This window comes from Thermoproteus uzoniensis 768-20 (assembly GCF_000193375.1).
Taxonomy (GTDB): domain Archaea; phylum Thermoproteota; class Thermoprotei; order Thermoproteales; family Thermoproteaceae; genus Thermoproteus; species Thermoproteus uzoniensis_A.
Genome location: NC_015315.1, coordinates 253,969 through 270,453, shown reverse-complemented (window position 1 = coordinate 270,453; position 16,485 = coordinate 253,969). Strand labels below are relative to the sequence as shown.

Here is a 16,485-nt window from a genome sequence, read left to right as displayed (position 1 = left end):
AAGCGTCGTGAATTCAGCAACTTACACAAACCTCACAATAATATTCAAAAATGAAATCAATATAAATAATACTAAAATTAATATATCTAACGCATTAATAATATTTGAAAAAATGTATAATAATATAATAAATATAGGAATCTATCCGACCGGTAACAATGTAATTATATCAATAAATAATACTGAAAAAATATTAAATGTAGCAAATATTTGTAATATAAATTATATAGATTCATATAACTATACTCAATCTATATTTATAAATGTCTCGTCTAACTGTCTCGGCCTCCGCGAGTACGTCAACGGAACCTATATCCCGATAAACTCGGTATACAACCCTCCCTATTCAGGCATTTATTATATATTATTAACAAATGGATCATATTATATTAATTTAACATATATAGTATCTCCAAAAATTTCAACTACTAAGATATATTATGGACAATGGCTTAATATATCGCTATATCCGCCGCTCAGTAGCCCCGCCGTGGCGTCCATTGGCGGATTTCAGCTCTCAGCGACATCTGATATATCCATACCGCCGTTCGCCCTAGCGGCCGGGAACTACACGCTTACCTTAAGCCAAGGCGGTGTCGTGTTGCTCAATGAGACTATTACGATCCTCCGGGCAGTTCCTAAAATAACTATCGAGTTAAATAATACAATTATATATGGCATTACCAGTAAATATAATATAAATACATACATATATAATAGTTATTATAAATCTACTGTTGATGTGTTTATAAACGGCTCTCTTGTGGCGTCCGGCACAACCCCGCTGTCCTTATATCTGCCTGTTCTGAATGTAGGTACGTACAACCTAACCGTTGTGGCTCGTCCCAGCGCTAACACGACCCAGTCGAGCGCCGTCAAGCTGTTCAGAGTATTGCCGGCGCCGGTAAGTCTCAGAGTGTACGTGAACGGCTCGCCGCTAAGTCAAGTCGTGCTGGCCTCATACGGCCAGATCCTCGTCTTCAACGCCACGGCGAGCTCCACGTTGCAGCCTACCGGCAAGTTCATCATATTGGTTGATGGGAGGAGCTTCGGCGCCGTCGTCGACACGTTGATGCTGGGAGCCGGTCTACACAACGTCACGGTGGCTTTCTTGCCGTCTAGCGCCAACTTCAAGGAGGCTAAGGCGAGCGCAACGATAGCAGTGGCGAAGTCGATGCCGGAGCTCGTAGTTCCGAAATACATATCGGCGACATACGGCGAGATGCCAAACGTCACTTTGGGCCTCTACGTCTACGGTAGACCTATCTCGGGCCTCCTAAACGTCACGGTGAACAACTACACGATGCTCGTGCGCGTCTTCGGCAACACGACTCTACGTCTTCCCCCACTACCTGCGGGCTCGTATGTCGTGTATGTATCGTTCATGGGCAATGAGAATCTATACCCGACAAGCGCGTCGTTCTTGTTGCTCATAAAGAGCGCGGCCGTCGCCTTGTCCATAGAGGCTCCCCAGAGGGCCGTCTACGGCGCGTCTGTGCCGATATCGGTGTCGGCGGCTCCGCAAGTGCCTGGGCAGATCTCTATCTACGTAAACGGCACTTTGATTTACAGCGGCCCGAGCCCCCGCGTACAAACCACGTGGCGCCCGCCCAGGAGCGGCGTCTTCAACATAACGGCTTATTTCCAGAGCGCCTCCAAGAACTACTCCAATACGATATCCACAATAATAATATATGTAGAGAAAGCGAAATGTACTATAAATATATTAATAAATTCATCTATTTTATATGTTTTAAGAAAATATGAAATTTTAATAAATTCATCAGTAGTGCCGGAGATATATCTAGATGGGAAGTATCTAGGTACTGCGCAAGTCCTGCCCCTATCTTTCAACTCCACCGGCATACACACGATATTCGCCATATTCAAGGGCGATGTTCGGTATTCCCAGTGCAACTCCTCGTTGACGGTCGATGTGATGAAGAACCCAGCATATATAGCGATCGAGATACCGCGGAAGCTCGTTGTCCCCAACTCTCCTATAGATATATACGTACATATTTTCACTAAATCATATATAATTAATGGTATAATTTATATATATATTACTAATATAAATAAAGGAAATAACTATACTTTAACTAAATATGTGAACAGCTCGCAGGAGGTGCTCAAGGTATCTTTGCCGGCTCCCGGCTCTTACGAGGTCGAGGTGTACTACAGCGGCAATCCCTACGTAGCTGGGAACTACTCCAACGTCGTTGCAGTGACCGTCGTGGAGAGCCTCTTCGGCGTTCCCCTAATAATGGTTCTGGGATATGGCGTGGCCGCGGTATCGGCCTACGCGGCTGTGTTGGCGATAAAGTTAAAGAGGAGGAAATACGGTACTTCATGATATCGGCTCCGCCGGCCGTGTTGATTCTGCCTCTGCCGAACAAGGACCAGGTGGTTTCCACTGTTTCTATGGTCGTGTCGCGGCTGAGGAAGATGGGAGTCGCAGTAGAGCTCAGGAAGGCGGACGGCCCGGTGTTTATAGAATGTAGGGTGTCGGCGGATGGGCTGTTGCAGAGGCTCGACATTTACCTCGCCGCCAGCGGCGAGGACTTCGCCACGGTGACGCCCGTGCAGGAGCGGATAGTGGGGAATTTCATCGAGAGGACTGCCTACGCCCATATCGCCCAAGGCGTGGCGGTGCAGATAAACTACGAGGTTAAGGACGGCGTATCGTTGAAGAACGTGGTCGTATATGCGGTAGGATCGGCGTATAAGGACTTAAAACTCTGAACGCACATAACACTTATATATATTTCGGAAACCCCCTTCTGTGAGCCTTATCAGCATAGACGACTTTAAGAAGATAGAGCTAAAGGTCGGCAAGGTTCTCGAGGCCCAGAGGATTGAAGGCTCAAAGAAGCTCATAAGGCTCGTAGTGGATCTAGGGTCCGAGAAAAGGCAGATTGTGGCCGGCCTAGCCGAGCACTACGCGCCGGAGGCGTTGGTGGGGAAGTACGTAATCGTTGTGGCGAACCTCCAGCCGAGGAGGTTGATGGGCTATGAGAGCCAGGGCATGTTGCTAGCCACCTGCGACAAGCCAACCCTGCTTACCTTATTGGAGCCATCAGACGAACATGTAGGGGAACATGTCTGCTGAGTTGCCCAGACATATAGCGGTGATACCTGACGGGAATAGGAGATATGCCAGGAAGTACGGCCTATCGCTCGTAGAGGCCTATAGACACGGCGTCGAGAAGGTCCGCAAATTCGCGACGTGGGTTCTCGAGTATAGGGATATACGGCACATGACGTTCTTCGCGCTATCTACAGAGAACCTGCAGAGGAGCAGGGCGGAGCTGGAGGTTCTGTTCAGGATCTTCAAGAACGAGATAAGGAGAACTCAGGAGGATCCCATAATACACGAGAACAAGGTCAGAGTGCGGTTCATCGGCGACCGCTCGTTGTTGCCCCAAGACCTTGTCAAGGAGATGGAGAGGCTGGAGGACATCACGTCGTCCTACAGCGACTACGACTTAACGCTGGCGTTAGGCTACGGCGGGAGGGCCGAGATAGTTAGATGTATCAAGAGGATAATAAGCGGGGAGGTAAGGCTTGAGGCTGTCGACGAGAATTCCCTGTTCCGATGCCTCGACACATCATATCTCAAACACCCCGAGCCCGACGTGTTGATAAGGACGGGCGGCGAGAAGCGCCTGAGCAACTTCCTGCTGTATCAGACGGCGTACAGCGAGTTGTTTTTCCTCGACAAATACTGGCCCGAGATCGAGAGGGAGGATCTCCGGGCGGTCCTGGAGGAATACGCGACGCGGCAGAGGAGGTTCGGCAGATAGCCGGCGTTCCGGCAGGTCGGCCGTGGGCTATACCTCTTAAAGCCTTAATAAAGCCGAGATAGTCGAGCTATGGCTAAATTCGTCATCGGCAGCGCCTGGCCCTACGTCCAGTCGGTGCCGCACCTCGGCAACATGATAGGGTCGGTGCTGTCCGCCGACGTGTATGCGCGCTACCTCAGACTGAGGGGCCACGAGGTTGTCTTCGTCTCGGGCTCCGACATGCACGGCACGCCGATAGAGGTCGAGGCGATACAGCTGGGGGTAGACCCGCAGGACTACGCTATGAGGATGCACGGGATAGTTGCCGAGCTGTTTAGGCGGTGGAACATTTCCTTTGACCTATACACGCATACCCACAGCAATACCCATATAGAGTTTACAAAGGACTTCTTTAAGAAGATCTACGAAAATGGATATGTATTTACACAGGAGGACGAGTTGCCCTACTGTCCCAACGACAAGATATTCCTGCCGGATAGGTTCGTTATAGGGAAATGCCCCTACTGCGGATACGAGAGGGCGAGGGGGGATCAATGCGAGAGGTGCGGGAGGCTTCTGGAGCCCCGCCTCCTTATAGAGCCCAGATGCGCTGTCTGCGGCGCCAAGCCCGAGTGGCGCAGGACCAAACACTGGTATTTGGATCTGAGGAAGTTGGAGGACGCTGTGAGGAGATACGTCGAGGGGAACAAGGAGTTGCCCCAAAACGCGCGGGAGATGGCCCTGGGCATACTCAAGGAGGGGCTGAGGCCGAGGGCGATAACGAGGGACAACAAGTGGGGGATCCCCGCCCCGTTTCCCGGCGCCGAGGGCAAGACCATCTACGTGTGGTTCGAGGCGGTCCTGGGCTACATCTCGGCTGTCAAGGAATACTTCGAGAAGAGAGGCGAGCCGGATAGGTGGAGGGAGTTCTGGCTAGATCCGTCCACTAAGGCGGTGTTCTTCGTGGGCAAGGACAACATACCCTTCCACGTCATAATACTGCCCGCGCTCATAATGGCGAACGGCGGGGGCTACACCACAAGGCTCACGACATCGTCGACGGAATATCTGAACTACGAAGGCGATAAGTTCTCCAAGAGCCGTAGATGGGGCATATGGATAGACGAGGCGCTTAAGCTCATGCCGGTGGACTACTGGCGCTTCGTCTTGGTCTATATGAGGCCCGAGAATAGGGACGTCGACTTCACGTGGCAGACCGCCGTGGAGGTGGTGAACAAAGTACTGAACGACGACGTGGGCAACTTCGCGCACAGAGTCCTCTCGTTTATAAAGACCAGATTCGGCGGAGTTCTGCCGGGACCCGGCCCCTCGACGCCTCCCGACGCCGAGTTCGTCGAGGCAGTGGCCAAATACGTCAAGTCGGCCGAGGCCCACTACGATAGGATAGAGCTCAAGGAGGCCTTGATGGACGCAGTCGAGATAGCCAGAGAGGGCAATAAGTACCTCAATTTACGCGCGCCGTGGCAGTTGGTCAAGGAAAGGCCCGAGGAGGCGGGGACGGTCATGTACAACTCGTACAAGGCCTTGATGGCGTTGGCGGCTCTGCTATACCCTGTGATACCCTCGTCGGCCGAGAAGCTCTGGTCTATGATGGGCCTCCAGCCGCCTGTGAGGTGGCCCAACGCCGATCCCGCGCCGGGCATCAAGCTGGGCGAGGTCGAGCCGTTGTTTAAGAAGATAGACAAGAACGAGCTGGACGCGATGTTGGCCGAGTTGAGGCGGCTGAGGGAAGAGCGCTGGAGCAAGAAATACCCCTGGGATCAAGTGGTCCTATAGACGCCTTTGGCCCAGAGGTACACCGGCTCGGCGCGCTCGATCTCGACTTCCAGGAACGAGCCCAGAGGCCCTTCGCCGCGGCCCACCACGACCTGTCTGTAGTCCGGCGCCCTCCCCACCACAAGGCCGTGGTCGACTTCATCGACCAGCACCTTCAACCGTCTGCCGATCAGTCTGGAGTTCCTCGCGTGCGCTATCTTCAACGCGAGCTCTGAGGCGATCTTGCTACGTTGCTTCTTCACGGCGTCCGGTATCTGCTCCGGCATCACAGAAGCCTCCGTGAACGGCCTCCTGCTGTAGCGCGCCACGTGCACCTTGTCGAACTCCAGCTCCTCCATGAGCCTCAAGGTAGCCCTAAAGTCCTCCTCGGTCTCTCCGGGAAACCCCACTATCACGTCTGTGGCTACGAACACGTCGTCGTTGAGCTCCCTCTTGATCTTGGAGATAAGGCCTCGGTACTCGTCGGCGGTGTATCTCCTCCCCATCCTGCGCAACACCTCGTCGCTACCCGACTGGACCGGCAGATGGAAGTACCTGTAAACCCTCTCGTCCCTCTTAACTATGTCTAAAATAGCGTCGGCGAACTTCCCGAACACCCACGGCTCCGACATGCCTATCCTTATCCTATAGTCCCCTTCGACCTGAGACAGAATTTTCTCGAGAAGGTCGGGGAGGTTCCAGCCCCTCCGCCATCTGGCGTCGAAGCCATAGGTTATGACGTCCTGCCCCGTCAAGTAGATCTCCTTGGCGCCCTTGGCGACGGCCTTCTTCACGTACTCCACGACTAGATCAGGCGGGGCGCTCTTCACGTAGCCGGCGCCGCCTCTAGTGTACTTAGTTATGCAGAAAGTGCAGTTGCCGAGACACCCCACCTGTAAGGGCACTGTGTAGATTAAGCCTCCGTCGGGCTCCGGCAGAACCGACATGCTCCGCCCCTCGCCGCCTTCCACCTGCTCCGGGTACAACAACTCGGCGTTCTTGGCCACCTGCCGTATGGTGTAGGGCCGCGCCTTGGCTAGACATCCGGCGACCACAAGCCTCTTGGACTCGGAGGCGAGCTGGCCAAGCCTCCTCAACTGCCTCACCTCGCCGTCTTCCCTAACCGCGCACGTGTAGACCAAGACGAGGTCGGCATCGCGCGGGCTCTCGGCCACGGCGCCGCCCAGCCTCTGTAACAGTATTTGGGCGTCCGCCTTGGCTAGCCAACAGCCGTAGGTCTCGACGTAGATCCGCACGCGACCTATAGGAACCGGCTATTTATGTCGATCGCAGGGCTCGTATTTAACAAACCTATAATATAGGGTATCGCGCTCGAAATCCCTAACCTCGTCCAGCACCAGCAGACAGCCGCACGGCGGCTCGATATATATACGCCGTACCTTACTGCGGGCGTCCTCCTTAACGACCTTCGTGGTGACGCCGCCCGAATCGATAGTGAAGACTGTGAGCGAGCCCTTGGAGGCCACGCGCCCCCATTGGGAAAGCCTCGCCACTATCTCCTCGCTTATGGGCGCCTCGAACACGAAGGTCTTAGTCTTAACTACACGTTGCATAGCATGACTACGGTATACAATTAAATTTTTCCTATCCACGAAAACTATAGAGCAGAGACAAGACTTCGAACACCTCAGTTACTAAGTCGTCAGGCATATCGCCTGTCATAGCCTCGGGGGACGGGTGGACGTACGACGAGACTTTTAGATAGGTCCTCAAAACCCGCCTCTTGTACGGCCCCGGCAGCCCGCTCCTCTCGAGCATAGACATGTTGAAGGACACGCCTCTACGCCCCCGCCTCTTAAGCACGTCGAGCCTAGCCTCGGGAGGGAAGCGCCTCATATAGCGCATCTGGATCCCTATCTCGATGAAGAGCTTGAGACAACACGCCAGGGTCAGCCTGTCCCCAGATCTCTTACACGAGTCCAGAACCTTCAAGGCAAATGCCTTGACCGACCGCTCGTACTCCGACTGCTCTTCAATGGCCTCGACAGCCCTCCTCACGTCGTCCCACACGCTTTTAATAGTCGGATTTCCCGCTTTTATATGCCCCTCGCCCTCTTGGGCAAGCTGCCCGTGGGCTCCGGCCATCCGGTAAGGATTATGGGAGTTGTAAACGCCTCGCCCGAGTCCTTCTACGCGAGCTCGATCGCCGCCACGCCCGAGAAGGCCGTGGAGTTGGCCGCCAGCTGGAGGGGCTTCGTGGACGTGATAGACGTGGGAGGCATGTCCACCGCGCCTTATAAGGATACGTGGGTGCCTGCAGAGGAGGAGCTGAAGCGCGTCGTGCCGGTCGTCAAGGCCCTTTCCCAACACGTTGATGTGCCCATCAGCGTAGACACCTATAGGCCCAGAGTGGCTGAGGAGGCGCTCAAGGCAGGGGCCTCTATAGTGAACGACGTGACGGGCCTCAAGCTCTACCCCGAGATGTGTGGGGTGGTCAAAGACTACGGGGCGTCGTTGGTCTTGATGGCCCGGGAGAGGGAGCCGAGGCCCGGGGCTGACCCCGTGGATAGGCTCATCTCGGCATTGCGGGAGAGCCTCGACGCCGCCCTTAAATGCGGGGTGGATCCGGAAAAGATCGTCGTGGATCCCGGCATAGGGTTCCCGATCCTGCCTCCGGGAGATCTGCCGTACGTAGTTGCCGGCGAGTATAGACACGGCGATCCCCAGTGGCCTTGGTGGAGGTGGGACCTCTACGTCTTAAAAAACCTCGGGAGATTCAAGGAGCTGGGCAGGCCCGTGTTGGTGGGGGTATCCAGGAAGTCCTTCATAAGGAGGCTCGTCGGCGCGCGGACTCCCGACGAGGTCCTGCCCGGCTCAGTAGCCGCCGAGGCGCTGGCAGTGCTACACGGCGCCGACATCGTGAGGACCCACAACCCTAGGGAGACCTGGCAAGCCGTCAGACTGGCGGAGGCGTTGAGAAACCTTAAATAAACAAATCAATATCGAAAAACATGAGAATTGCGATATCGAAAACAGGCAATAGGGTGGATGGGCCCGGCGAGGGCGAGGAGATAGCCATATACGAGGTCGAGGACGGCCGATATAAGCTGGTCGAGGTCGTCGAAAACCCGGCGAAGTACGCCAAGATGGCGCGAGGCGCCGCGGCGTTGGCCGAAGCCCGCCGCCGAGGCGCGCAAGCGCTTATAGTCTCCGAGATAGGGCCTAGAGGCTTCGAGATAGCGAAGGTCTGGGGGCTAAAGGTGTACGTCTACGAGGGGCTAGTCGAGGAGGCGTTGGCCAGATTCGTCGAAGGCGAATTGAAGGAGGCGGAGGGCCCTACGCACCACGAACATCACCACCACGGCGGCCACTGGCGCGGAGTGTCAGAGGACGAATATGCCTTACTGCTTAAATACACCCCTAGGGGCGGCATCGCCGCGGATCTGGGATGCGGCGCAGGTAGGCTCTGCGAGGTGTTGAAGGACATCGCCTCGCGAGTCTACTGCGTGGATATAGACGAGGAGGCCCTCAAGGAGGTCGAGAAGATAGGCGCGCCCAACCTCTCGATACTTAGGGAGGACGTGCTCCACACGTCGATACCCGGCAACTCCGTCGACGTGGTGGTTATGTCGAACGTGTTCCACGACCTAGCCGACAAGAAGGCGGCCGCGGCAGAGGTGGCCCGTATATTAAGGCAAGGAGGCCACGTCATCTTGATAGAGCATAAGCCGGGCTCCCCGTTCGGGCCCCCCAGTTTCCTGAAAATGAGCCCAGACGACGTCAGGAAATATTTCAAGGGCTTCAAGGAGGTGGAGTACCAAGATCTCGGACACAACTACGCCTTGGTGTTCCAGAAGGCCTAATAGCCCGCCTCAGCCAGGAAGCTCTTCAGAAGCTCCAAAAACTCCCTAGGCTTGTCCAGATAGGCCGGATGCCCGGCTCCAGGCAGTACGGCGACCCTTGCCGATGGCAAGATCTTCTTCAGAAGAGGCGCATATATCGAGGGAGGCGATATCTCGTCCTTCTCGCCCCATATGGCGGCGATCCGCGCACCCGACTTCGCGAGGCCGTTCTGTAGCTCCTTGTCGTCGAGGCCCACGGGCCCGACAAGCACTGCTAGGGCTGTCCCATAGCCCAAGGCGACGTACCACATGAGCACTTCGCCCGACATCGAGGGGCCGACTATAGGCGGCTCGCCCAGCGAGAAGGCATCGAGAATCTTCCTCAAGAAGCGGGCGTAGCCCTTAGCGTCTGATCTAAACTTGGAGCTCTTGGACTTGGCCCCGTACGGCATATCGATTGCGTATACTGCGTAGTTCTCGGCGAGGCTCTGGGCTACGCCGGAGGAGTACCAATTATCTGCATTGAACGAATAGCCGTGTAGGAGGACTATGGGCTTCCCGTCGCCGCTCCTTATGTAGCGGATCCTTAGCCCTTCAAGGGACAGAGCCCCCTCCTCCATGGCTACCCACCCTCATCCTCATGAGGGAGAAGTTGTCCCTCTCGGTTATGACGGAGAGCCCCGTCCTGGTAGGGAACATCTCTATCCACAAAATCTTGTCCGGCCTCGTCAAGTCGACCTTTCTGTCTATCCCCTTGGCCACGTAGTCTATGACCGCCAGTCTGTCGTACTTGACGCCTCTCTTCTTCAGCTCTACCTTGAAGGTCTCGTTGGGCCCTATGTGCTTCGCCGCGAGCTCAGAGGCGGCTCTCGCCACCTCGTCCAAGTCGCTTTTGACGACCACCATTATAGGCGTTGCCCTCAAGACGAACCTGGGCACGTAGTACCCCGACGACACCAAATCGGCGAGCGCCCTCGTGAACTCGAGGGGATCGCCCTCGACCTCAGCCGTGAGGAGTCCGTCAAAGCCGGTGAACCACACGTCTTTCACTCGCCGCGCTAATATATCGCCGATCTTGTAGAGCTCCTCCATGCACATCCTCTCCTGCCTCCAGCCGGTCGCGACGACTAGGTTGAAAGACATCAATAAGACTTACATGTGCTAAATAAAGGTGTCCCTCGCCGTGTTTCAAGACCGCGTCCAGGCGCCTGGGAACACCAAGTCGTCCGGAGTAATCTCTATCAGGCCGAATAGGACGGCCCACGCTATCACCCTTCTCGTAGACACATCGCCGCAGTAGCCCAACCCGCAGAGCATCTCGGTGACCTCGCTCAGCGGCAACGGCGTCTTCCTACTTAACGACGCGAGTATGTCTGCGAAGGGAGTAAGCGAGGCGAGCCTTCTGGCGATCTCGGCCTTAACGCTGTCGAGATCTAGGACGGCCCTACGGCCCAGCTCCGTCAGCTCCACATCGCCGGCCTTTACGGCCACTAGCCCTAGGGACTCGGCTGCGCCCACAGCCAGGCTTATCTCGTCGAAGTCTATCTCGACCTCCTCATCGATTCTATAGATATCCGTCTTGCCGCCCAACGAGTATATCACTCTCAGAAGTCCGAGGACTTGGTCGACGGCAGCCGGCTGAAACGACCTATTCATCCCTCAAGAGGAGATCCAAGGACTTCCTCTCCAACGAGCTTAACTGCGACATCAAGGCCCTACAGCCGGCATCGTTGCGGGTGCGGCACAGCCTGTACATGTTGAGCGCCGCCGCATCGCCCGGCTCCTCGCGGCGCGCCAACCTCCTCAAGGCCTCGACCCTCTTCGATACACAGTCGCCGTCGGCCTCCTCGACGACCTCCACAGACTCGCCTCTACGTAGCTGTAGCCTGACAGTGCAAGTCTCCGCTATGTAGGAGACCTCGACCTTATCGGCTAGTTTGACGGCGTCCCGTCCCCGCTCTACTTGAGACGCGAAGAGCAACAGCTTCATCGCCAGCTTCGCCGCGTTTTGGGAGGGCCACGTGAGGAGCGCCAGCGCAATCCTCTTGATCTCGTTAAGATCGCTGTCCGTCAACTCCTCGGGCCTCTTGCTCAAGAGCTCCTCCACCTTGTCTAGGTCCTCAGGCGTCGGGATCTTCGGTTGCGACAAAGATTTCAGCGCGACCACCTCCTCCGACGATATGACGCCGCGCGCGGCCAGCATATCGGTCAAATTATCGACAAGCGTGTAGGTGTGGGTCCTTATCCAGACCAAGTTCGCGAGTATTGGGTATACGAGCGACTGCAACGTCCTCAGAGACCTGTATAGGTAGACTGCGATCCAGACCTCAAGAACCCCGAGCGCTGCAAGAACTACGTAAATCGCATCCACACGACAACGAAGTTCTAGTTATAAAAGTTCCCCTCTCTACAATCTTAGAGATCGGGGGCCTCTCGGTCCCAACCGTCGCAGAGATCTATATCGCCGTCGTATATCACGTAGCCGTCGGCGTAGCGGAACCTATGGACGTCTACGGCCCCGCCGGATTTGACAAACATAGCAAATTCGCGGGAGAACGAGGGGTCGGTGGCCCAGTTAGGCATGAAGCACTCCGCGTCCGGCCTCATGACGAGCACCACAACCTTGGCCCTATAGCCGGCCCTCATCAACGACCTCAGCAACCTCAAGTGCTCGGTCCCTCTCTTTGTCGGGGCGTCGGGGAACATGGCCCTGCCGTCGACGACCAGCGTGCATCCCTTAACCTCGACATACATATCGCCTAGGAGGAAGTCGAGCCTGTGATTGCCGACTTTCACCTCTCTTCTAGCCCCGCCGAGGAATAAGGAAGCCACATCGCTGTGTATCCTGCTATCGGCGACGACCCAGACGCCGTTAGGCGCCTCCACCGCCGTTATGGAGCAGTCGGTCTTCGCCCCGCGCGTGGGCCTCACAACGGCTCTAGCGCCCCTACGCACTAGCTCCGGCAGACGCCCCGGGTCGTGGAGGTGGCAGTGCCTGACGGCGCCTCCGTCCAGAACTCTGACGAGGAACCTATTGGGCCTGTCGAGTATCTCGACAAGCCTTAGAGGGCCTTCGAATCTGTAAACCACGTCCCCAACCGCGGGGGCCATAGCTACATAAATCTTATATAGTCTTAGCCCTCCCGCCCTATGCCCAACGTCGAGGTTAAGGAAGTCCAAGAAGTGAGAGGGTTCAGCACAATTAAGTCTGTGCCGAACAGATCCGCGCTGGCGCAAGACCTGAAGCCCGGCGTCATACTGATATTCCACGGCAAGGAAGGCGCGAATATGATCGTCGAGGTCTTCACGCCGGATCCCAACGGCGATAAGACGCTAGGCGCTGGGAAGATGGCGGTCTACAAGTTCACGGGCTCCTCGGACAAGGTGGACAACGCATACGCGGCGATATTGTTCTGGGCCTTGAGCAACGGCGTCTCGCCGGGCTCCCCCACGAGGGAGGTCTACCTCAAGGTCGACAAGAACCAGACCCCGCCGGAAGTTGAGGTGGAGGTACAAGTGCCTATCTAGGCCTTAGAGACGCCCCTATATTTTTCAGCAGAGAGGCCAAGAAGTAGAGCCCTCTACGGGCGTCTTCGTCCAGCATCAAGGTATTTAAGGTCTCCAAGAAGCTCGGAGCCTGCGCCCTACGGCTTTCGGCCAACGCGGAGTCCAACGCGTGGGCTACCCTCACGGAGGCCAGCCCGTCTAGTATTTTCGGCGCCTCGTTAACCAGATAGAAGGCGCCTGTGGTCAGATACGCCTGCGCGGCCTCGCCCAAGACCTCGGGCTCCGCCAGACTAGCCGCGGCGTTGAGGAGGCCCGACCTCTCTAGGCCTTCCAGGAGGGAGAGCGCCTTGGCTAAAGCGTCGGCGTTCTTGGCCAACGACTCGAGAACCGCCGAGATCTTGTCCAGGTTCATGAGCAACGCGACGACGCCTGTGTTCAAGAGGCTCTTGGCTACGTCGCCTAGGACCTCGCCGTCTAGTAGATCTTTTAGGGTGTCCAGAAGCCCCAGCTCGTCTGCTTTGACCAATATCTCAGAGAATTTGGCCAGAGCCCGCGCCGACTCCGGGCTCAGCGCCTTGGAGAGGCTCTCGGCAACGGCTAGATCCGCCTCAGACATAGATCTTCGAGAGCTTCGCTGGCTCCGTCGCCTCGAAGTAGGCCTCGAATATGGGGTTCCAGAGCTCCGGGTACCTCACCATATCCCAATAGGCCGCCGCGAACGCGATCTTGGCCAGGTGCGAGAAACGCGACGGCGGCAGCTTCACGACGGGGTTGTTGTAGTCGCTGATGACGAAGGTCCCCAAGCCGTAGCCTAGATCGAACGGGCAGTTCGTGCGCCCGTTGTTGCGGGCGTCCTCGCCCTGGAGCCTCCTGGCCACCACGCCAGCCTGCAAGTGCGCGGTGACCCCCGTCTTGGCGACCGGCACTGCCGACGCATCGCCTATGACGAAGGCGTCGTCGAAGCCCTTTATGTTATTGGTGAACTTGTCGGCTTGTATGAATCTGTCGGTGGTGAGGACGTCCTCGGGCGAGATCTTCATGTCGGTCCCCACGTGGGGAGGCACCACGACCAGTGCGTCGTATTTGAGCTCCTCTCCCTCCATCGACACCGCGACCTTCCTATCCTCCTCTATCCTGTCGAGCGTGAAGAACGTGATGTACTCCACGCCGCGCTCCTTCAGGAGGGGCTCCACCACCTCGTTCATAGGCTCCGCGGGGTACGGGCGCGGGTAGGGCACTGCGAACACCACCTTGACCCTATCTCTGAGGCCCCGCGATCTGAAGAACTCCTCGGCGAGGAAGACCCCCTCGAGCGGCGACGGCGGGCACCTATAGGGATCCCCGCCGACAACTATTGCGAACGTGCCCTGTTTGAGCGAGTTGACGGTCTTCCAGACCCTCTCAGCGTTTTCTATAGTCGAGTGGTAGTCGCCGTACTTCTCCACGGCCTTCTCGTGGCCGCCTATCAGCCCGTACGTAGGCCGCGAGCCCGTGGCCACGACCAGATAGTCGTAATCCAGGGTCTTCCCATTCTCGAGGACGACCTTCCTGTTGTTGAGGTCGACGGACTGAGCGCCCGACTGGATGAAGTTGACGCCCGGCTTGAGGAGCGACCTTATCTCCCGCTTCATAGGCCTTCTGGATCCCCTAAACGCCACGTATAACAGCCAGGGCCAATAGTAGTGGTAGGGACTTCTGTCGACTACAGTCACCTCGAAATCCTCCAGCGGGAGGTTGTTGGCCAGTATCGCGCCGCCGGATCCTCCGCCTATAATTACGACGCGTCTTTTCATTTCTTCGCCGTGACCTTAATCACGGCGACGTAGGTCCCTCCCTCCTCTCTGAACTCCAAGAGCTGGTTGCCGGTCCGTTTAATCCAAGCCTCTACGTCGGGCTTGAAGCCGGGGTCCGTGGCCATAACCTCTATGATATCGCCGTTCTTGGCGTTCCTATACGCCTTGACGAGTTCGGTGATGGGCCCCGGACAAGCTATTCCCCTCGCGTCTACCCTTATTCTGTTCTCGGCCATGCCGCCCTTGACATCACTTTTTATATGACTTATTACATGAAAACATGTAATAGCACATATATAGAGTTAGGAAGACGGCAACCATGCCGGAGAAGATATCGATGATTGTGTTCTCGGGGACCGACGACAAGCTGATACCCGTCGGCGTCATATCGCAAGCCGCGGCGGCTCTGGGATACGAGGTACATGTGTTCTTCACGGGCTGGGCCATGTTCAAGTTGCTGAAGGAGCCGGCGCCCGAGATATGGCCTAAGGAGTTCGAGGCCATGGTGCCGAGGCTCAAGGAAGGCATGGCGAGGATAAAGGCGCCGACTTGGAAAGACATGCTCAAGCAGGCGAAGCAGATGGGGGCTAAGGTCTACGTGTGCTCCATGATGGCCGAAGCCGCCGGCCTTAAGAAGGAGCACTTCGACCCGACCTTGGTAGACGACGTCGTGGGCGTCACCACGTTCCTCGAAAGAGCCAAAGGAGGCCAAGTACTGTTTATATAATTAATTTACAATTTTTTCTTTTTAAATTACGGACCGCCCACTATACCTGCCACTTTCGGATATGGACGGGCTTCCCAGACGGCTCTCAGCCCGCAGAGATACCTCGTCAGCCTCTCTACGCCGATCCCGAATCCTGCTGTCTGCAGAGGATAGAGCTCCTTGGCCATCTGCAGGAACCACTGGTACTTGGCGGGGTCCTCGCCTGATTCCCTAATCCTCGCGACGAGCCTCTCGGGCTCGTATTCGCGCTCCGCGCCGCTTATGGCCTCCCCGAACCCCTCGGGGTACAGCATGTCGAAGTCTCTCAGTATTCCGCGCCTCTCGGGGTCCTCTCTGTCGTAGAAGCCTCTGGCGCCTCTCGGGTAATCGTAGACGAAGAACGGCGAATCGTGGTGGGCCGACATGACCTTCTCGCATTCCCACATGAGCTCCTCCTTGGGCGGGTTCCTACAGCCGAGCTTGTTCACGAACTCCACGGCCTCCCTATGTTGATACCGCTTGAACGGCCTCTGGAATTCGCGGAGCTGTCTCCCCAACGCCTCCAGCTCCTTTCCGTGAACGTCCTTTATGTACTTAACGACATAGGTGACCAGCTCCTCGGCTACATCCATGGCGTCCATGTACGATGCCTTGTACATCTCTATATCGACTTGGTAGAACTCGACCAAGTGCCTCCCCGTGTATATGCTGTCGTTGGGCTCCAGCCTTATGTTGGGGCTGACGAAATATATCTTGCCAAGAGACGCCGCCATGTACTGCTTGTAGAGTATAGCGGACGACATGACCTTATACTCAGCTCCGTAGAAGTCTATCGTGGCTTGTTTGGCCCCTCTTATACCCGGGTCAGTCACCGGGCCCACAATCGGCGAAAGGACCTCGACGAAGCCCTTAGAGTCGAGGAATTCCCTTATCGCCCTCAAGGCAGAGGCCTGGACCTTAAACACGAGCTTGTACTTGTCGGTGACGGCCCATCGCCACGAGTATTTTACCCACTCCTCCAGCTGTTTCCTATACTGTTCCTTATCAGCCACCATCTTCTCGAACTCAAGGACAGCCGGGTGAAGGTAGGGCATAGCCGACGTTACGACGCCTCA

The 16,485-nt window shown here is 56.3% G+C and carries 21 protein-coding genes; 9 read left to right on the top strand and 12 right to left on the bottom strand.

All coding sequences use genetic code 11. The features are described from left to right. The first annotated feature begins 742 nt into the window (after nucleotides 1-742). The 5 genes from TUZN_RS11400 to metG (TUZN_RS01395) all read left to right on the top strand — a co-directional run bounded on the left by TUZN_RS11400 (nucleotide 743) and on the right by metG (TUZN_RS01395) (nucleotide 5,582). A complete protein-coding gene (locus TUZN_RS11400; protein WP_237698247.1) occupies nucleotides 743-2,356 on the top strand; it encodes a hypothetical protein in 1,614 nt (537 codons plus the stop codon). Next, complete coding sequence (locus TUZN_RS01410) at nucleotides 2,353-2,745, top strand: hypothetical protein (protein ID WP_013679134.1); 393 nt, start codon at nucleotides 2,353-2,355, stop codon at nucleotides 2,743-2,745. Before TUZN_RS11400 ends, TUZN_RS01410 begins: the two co-directional genes overlap by 4 nt. A 40-nt stretch (nucleotides 2,746-2,785) precedes the next feature. After that, the gene (gene metG / locus TUZN_RS01405) at nucleotides 2,786-3,112 is read left to right on the top strand and encodes a methionine--tRNA ligase subunit beta (RefSeq protein ID WP_013679133.1); all 327 of its coding nucleotides are present in this window, start codon (nucleotides 2,786-2,788) and stop codon (nucleotides 3,110-3,112) included. Further along, nucleotides 3,102-3,806 carry a polyprenyl diphosphate synthase gene (uppS, locus tag TUZN_RS01400; RefSeq protein ID WP_013679132.1) on the top strand — a complete coding sequence of 235 codons (705 nt, stop codon included), beginning with the start codon at nucleotides 3,102-3,104 and terminating at the stop codon, nucleotides 3,804-3,806. The genes metG (TUZN_RS01405) and uppS overlap by 11 nt, the downstream gene beginning before the upstream one ends. Before the next feature lie 69 nt (nucleotides 3,807-3,875). Further along, the gene (gene metG, locus TUZN_RS01395) at nucleotides 3,876-5,582 is read left to right on the top strand and encodes a methionine--tRNA ligase (protein ID WP_013679131.1); all 1,707 of its coding nucleotides are present in this window, start codon (nucleotides 3,876-3,878) and stop codon (nucleotides 5,580-5,582) included. On the opposite strand, the gene TUZN_RS01390 is transcribed toward metG (TUZN_RS01395), so the two are convergent. From TUZN_RS01390 to TUZN_RS01380, 3 genes are read right to left on the bottom strand one after another with little or no spacing between them, the layout of a single operon-like run. Further along, on the bottom strand, nucleotides 5,567-6,817 hold the full coding sequence (locus TUZN_RS01390) for a tRNA (N(6)-L-threonylcarbamoyladenosine(37)-C(2))-methylthiotransferase (protein ID WP_013679130.1): 1,251 nt from the start codon (nucleotides 6,815-6,817) through the stop codon (nucleotides 5,567-5,569). The two genes, metG (TUZN_RS01395) and TUZN_RS01390, sit on opposite strands and share 16 nt — an antisense overlap. A gap of 18 nt (nucleotides 6,818-6,835) precedes the next feature. Then, entirely contained in the window at nucleotides 6,836-7,135 is a 300-nt protein-coding gene (locus tag TUZN_RS01385; RefSeq protein ID WP_013679129.1) for a hypothetical protein, read from the bottom strand. 31 nt (nucleotides 7,136-7,166) lie between these two features. After that, complete coding sequence (locus TUZN_RS01380) at nucleotides 7,167-7,580, bottom strand: hypothetical protein (RefSeq protein WP_148678548.1); 414 nt, start codon at nucleotides 7,578-7,580, stop codon at nucleotides 7,167-7,169. Between the two features lie 42 nt (nucleotides 7,581-7,622). Between TUZN_RS01380 and TUZN_RS01375 the strand changes: the two genes are divergently transcribed. Beyond that, nucleotides 7,623-8,513: a dihydropteroate synthase gene (locus TUZN_RS01375; RefSeq protein ID WP_013679127.1), complete on the top strand. Its 891-nt coding sequence runs from the start codon at nucleotides 7,623-7,625 to the stop codon at nucleotides 8,511-8,513. Nucleotides 8,514-8,533: 20 nt separating this feature from the next. Then, nucleotides 8,534-9,385 carry a methyltransferase domain-containing protein gene (locus TUZN_RS01370; protein WP_013679126.1) on the top strand — a complete coding sequence of 284 codons (852 nt, stop codon included), beginning with the start codon at nucleotides 8,534-8,536 and terminating at the stop codon, nucleotides 9,383-9,385. On the opposite strand, the gene TUZN_RS01365 is transcribed toward TUZN_RS01370, so the two are convergent. The 5 genes from TUZN_RS01365 to sfsA are packed head-to-tail and all read right to left on the bottom strand — an operon-like array spanning nucleotide 9,382 to nucleotide 12,475. Then, complete coding sequence (locus tag TUZN_RS01365) at nucleotides 9,382-9,984, bottom strand: alpha/beta fold hydrolase (RefSeq protein ID WP_013679125.1); 603 nt, start codon at nucleotides 9,982-9,984, stop codon at nucleotides 9,382-9,384. The genes TUZN_RS01370 and TUZN_RS01365 overlap by 4 nt on opposite strands. Next, the gene (locus TUZN_RS01360) at nucleotides 9,959-10,507 is read right to left on the bottom strand and encodes a THUMP domain-containing protein (RefSeq protein ID WP_013679124.1); all 549 of its coding nucleotides are present in this window, start codon (nucleotides 10,505-10,507) and stop codon (nucleotides 9,959-9,961) included. Before TUZN_RS01360 ends, TUZN_RS01365 begins: the two co-directional genes overlap by 26 nt. A gap of 45 nt (nucleotides 10,508-10,552) precedes the next feature. Continuing rightward, nucleotides 10,553-11,020, bottom strand: a complete 468-nt coding sequence (locus TUZN_RS01355; protein WP_013679123.1) for an AAA-associated domain-containing protein — start codon at nucleotides 11,018-11,020, stop codon at nucleotides 10,553-10,555. Then, nucleotides 11,013-11,735 carry a hypothetical protein gene (locus TUZN_RS01350; RefSeq protein WP_013679122.1) on the bottom strand — a complete coding sequence of 241 codons (723 nt, stop codon included), beginning with the start codon at nucleotides 11,733-11,735 and terminating at the stop codon, nucleotides 11,013-11,015. Before TUZN_RS01350 ends, TUZN_RS01355 begins: the two co-directional genes overlap by 8 nt. A 44-nt stretch (nucleotides 11,736-11,779) precedes the next feature. Next, the gene (gene sfsA, locus TUZN_RS01345) at nucleotides 11,780-12,475 is read right to left on the bottom strand and encodes a DNA/RNA nuclease SfsA (RefSeq protein WP_013679121.1); all 696 of its coding nucleotides are present in this window, start codon (nucleotides 12,473-12,475) and stop codon (nucleotides 11,780-11,782) included. A gap of 39 nt (nucleotides 12,476-12,514) precedes the next feature. Between sfsA and TUZN_RS01340 the strand changes: the two genes are divergently transcribed. Continuing rightward, nucleotides 12,515-12,892: a GyrI-like domain-containing protein gene (locus TUZN_RS01340; RefSeq protein WP_013679120.1), complete on the top strand. Its 378-nt coding sequence runs from the start codon at nucleotides 12,515-12,517 to the stop codon at nucleotides 12,890-12,892. Here the strand turns inward: TUZN_RS01340 and TUZN_RS01335 are convergent. The 3 genes from TUZN_RS01335 to TUZN_RS01325 are packed head-to-tail and all read right to left on the bottom strand — an operon-like array spanning nucleotide 12,885 to nucleotide 14,900. Next, a complete protein-coding gene (locus TUZN_RS01335) occupies nucleotides 12,885-13,487 on the bottom strand; it encodes a helical membrane plugin domain-containing protein (protein ID WP_013679119.1) in 603 nt (200 codons plus the stop codon). The genes TUZN_RS01340 and TUZN_RS01335 overlap by 8 nt on opposite strands. Then, nucleotides 13,480-14,664 carry an NAD(P)/FAD-dependent oxidoreductase gene (locus TUZN_RS01330; protein ID WP_013679118.1) on the bottom strand — a complete coding sequence of 395 codons (1,185 nt, stop codon included), beginning with the start codon at nucleotides 14,662-14,664 and terminating at the stop codon, nucleotides 13,480-13,482. Before TUZN_RS01330 ends, TUZN_RS01335 begins: the two co-directional genes overlap by 8 nt. Beyond that, complete coding sequence (locus tag TUZN_RS01325; RefSeq protein WP_013679117.1) at nucleotides 14,661-14,900, bottom strand: sulfurtransferase TusA family protein; 240 nt, start codon at nucleotides 14,898-14,900, stop codon at nucleotides 14,661-14,663. The genes TUZN_RS01330 and TUZN_RS01325 overlap by 4 nt, the downstream gene beginning before the upstream one ends. Nucleotides 14,901-14,983: 83 nt before the next feature. Between TUZN_RS01325 and TUZN_RS01320 the strand changes: the two genes are divergently transcribed. Continuing rightward, on the top strand, nucleotides 14,984-15,391 hold the full coding sequence (locus TUZN_RS01320) for a DsrE/DsrF/DrsH-like family protein (RefSeq protein ID WP_013679116.1): 408 nt from the start codon (nucleotides 14,984-14,986) through the stop codon (nucleotides 15,389-15,391). A gap of 26 nt (nucleotides 15,392-15,417) precedes the next feature. On the opposite strand, the gene TUZN_RS01315 is transcribed toward TUZN_RS01320, so the two are convergent. After that, a complete protein-coding gene (locus TUZN_RS01315) occupies nucleotides 15,418-16,464 on the bottom strand; it encodes an asparagine synthetase A (protein ID WP_013679115.1) in 1,047 nt (348 codons plus the stop codon). Between the last annotated feature and the right edge of the window lie 21 nt (nucleotides 16,465-16,485).

Bases quoted from the DNA above. Each gene is read 5' to 3' on its own strand.
- TUZN_RS01410 (WP_013679134.1), top strand. From the start codon at position 2,353: ATGATATCGGCTCCGCCGGCCGTGTTGATTCTGCCTCTGCCGAACAAG.
- uppS (WP_013679132.1), top strand. From the start codon at position 3,102: ATGTCTGCTGAGTTGCCCAGACATATAGCGGTGATACCTGACGGGAAT.
- metG (WP_013679131.1), top strand. From the start codon at position 3,876: ATGGCTAAATTCGTCATCGGCAGCGCCTGGCCCTACGTCCAGTCGGTG.
- TUZN_RS01385 (WP_013679129.1), bottom strand. From the start codon at position 7,135: ATGCAACGTGTAGTTAAGACTAAGACCTTCGTGTTCGAGGCGCCCATA.
- TUZN_RS01375 (WP_013679127.1), top strand. From the start codon at position 7,623: ATGCCCCTCGCCCTCTTGGGCAAGCTGCCCGTGGGCTCCGGCCATCCG.
- TUZN_RS01370 (WP_013679126.1), top strand. From the start codon at position 8,534: ATGAGAATTGCGATATCGAAAACAGGCAATAGGGTGGATGGGCCCGGC.
- TUZN_RS01365 (WP_013679125.1), bottom strand. From the start codon at position 9,984: ATGGAGGAGGGGGCTCTGTCCCTTGAAGGGCTAAGGATCCGCTACATA.
- TUZN_RS01360 (WP_013679124.1), bottom strand. From the start codon at position 10,507: ATGTCTTTCAACCTAGTCGTCGCGACCGGCTGGAGGCAGGAGAGGATG.
- TUZN_RS01355 (WP_013679123.1), bottom strand. From the start codon at position 11,020: ATGAATAGGTCGTTTCAGCCGGCTGCCGTCGACCAAGTCCTCGGACTT.
- sfsA (WP_013679121.1), bottom strand. From the start codon at position 12,475: ATGGCCCCCGCGGTTGGGGACGTGGTTTACAGATTCGAAGGCCCTCTA.
- TUZN_RS01340 (WP_013679120.1), top strand. From the start codon at position 12,515: ATGCCCAACGTCGAGGTTAAGGAAGTCCAAGAAGTGAGAGGGTTCAGC.
- TUZN_RS01335 (WP_013679119.1), bottom strand. From the start codon at position 13,487: ATGTCTGAGGCGGATCTAGCCGTTGCCGAGAGCCTCTCCAAGGCGCTG.
- TUZN_RS01330 (WP_013679118.1), bottom strand. From the start codon at position 14,664: ATGAAAAGACGCGTCGTAATTATAGGCGGAGGATCCGGCGGCGCGATA.
- TUZN_RS01325 (WP_013679117.1), bottom strand. From the start codon at position 14,900: ATGGCCGAGAACAGAATAAGGGTAGACGCGAGGGGAATAGCTTGTCCG.
- TUZN_RS01320 (WP_013679116.1), top strand. From the start codon at position 14,984: ATGCCGGAGAAGATATCGATGATTGTGTTCTCGGGGACCGACGACAAG.
- TUZN_RS01315 (WP_013679115.1), bottom strand. From the start codon at position 16,464: ATGCCCTACCTTCACCCGGCTGTCCTTGAGTTCGAGAAGATGGTGGCT.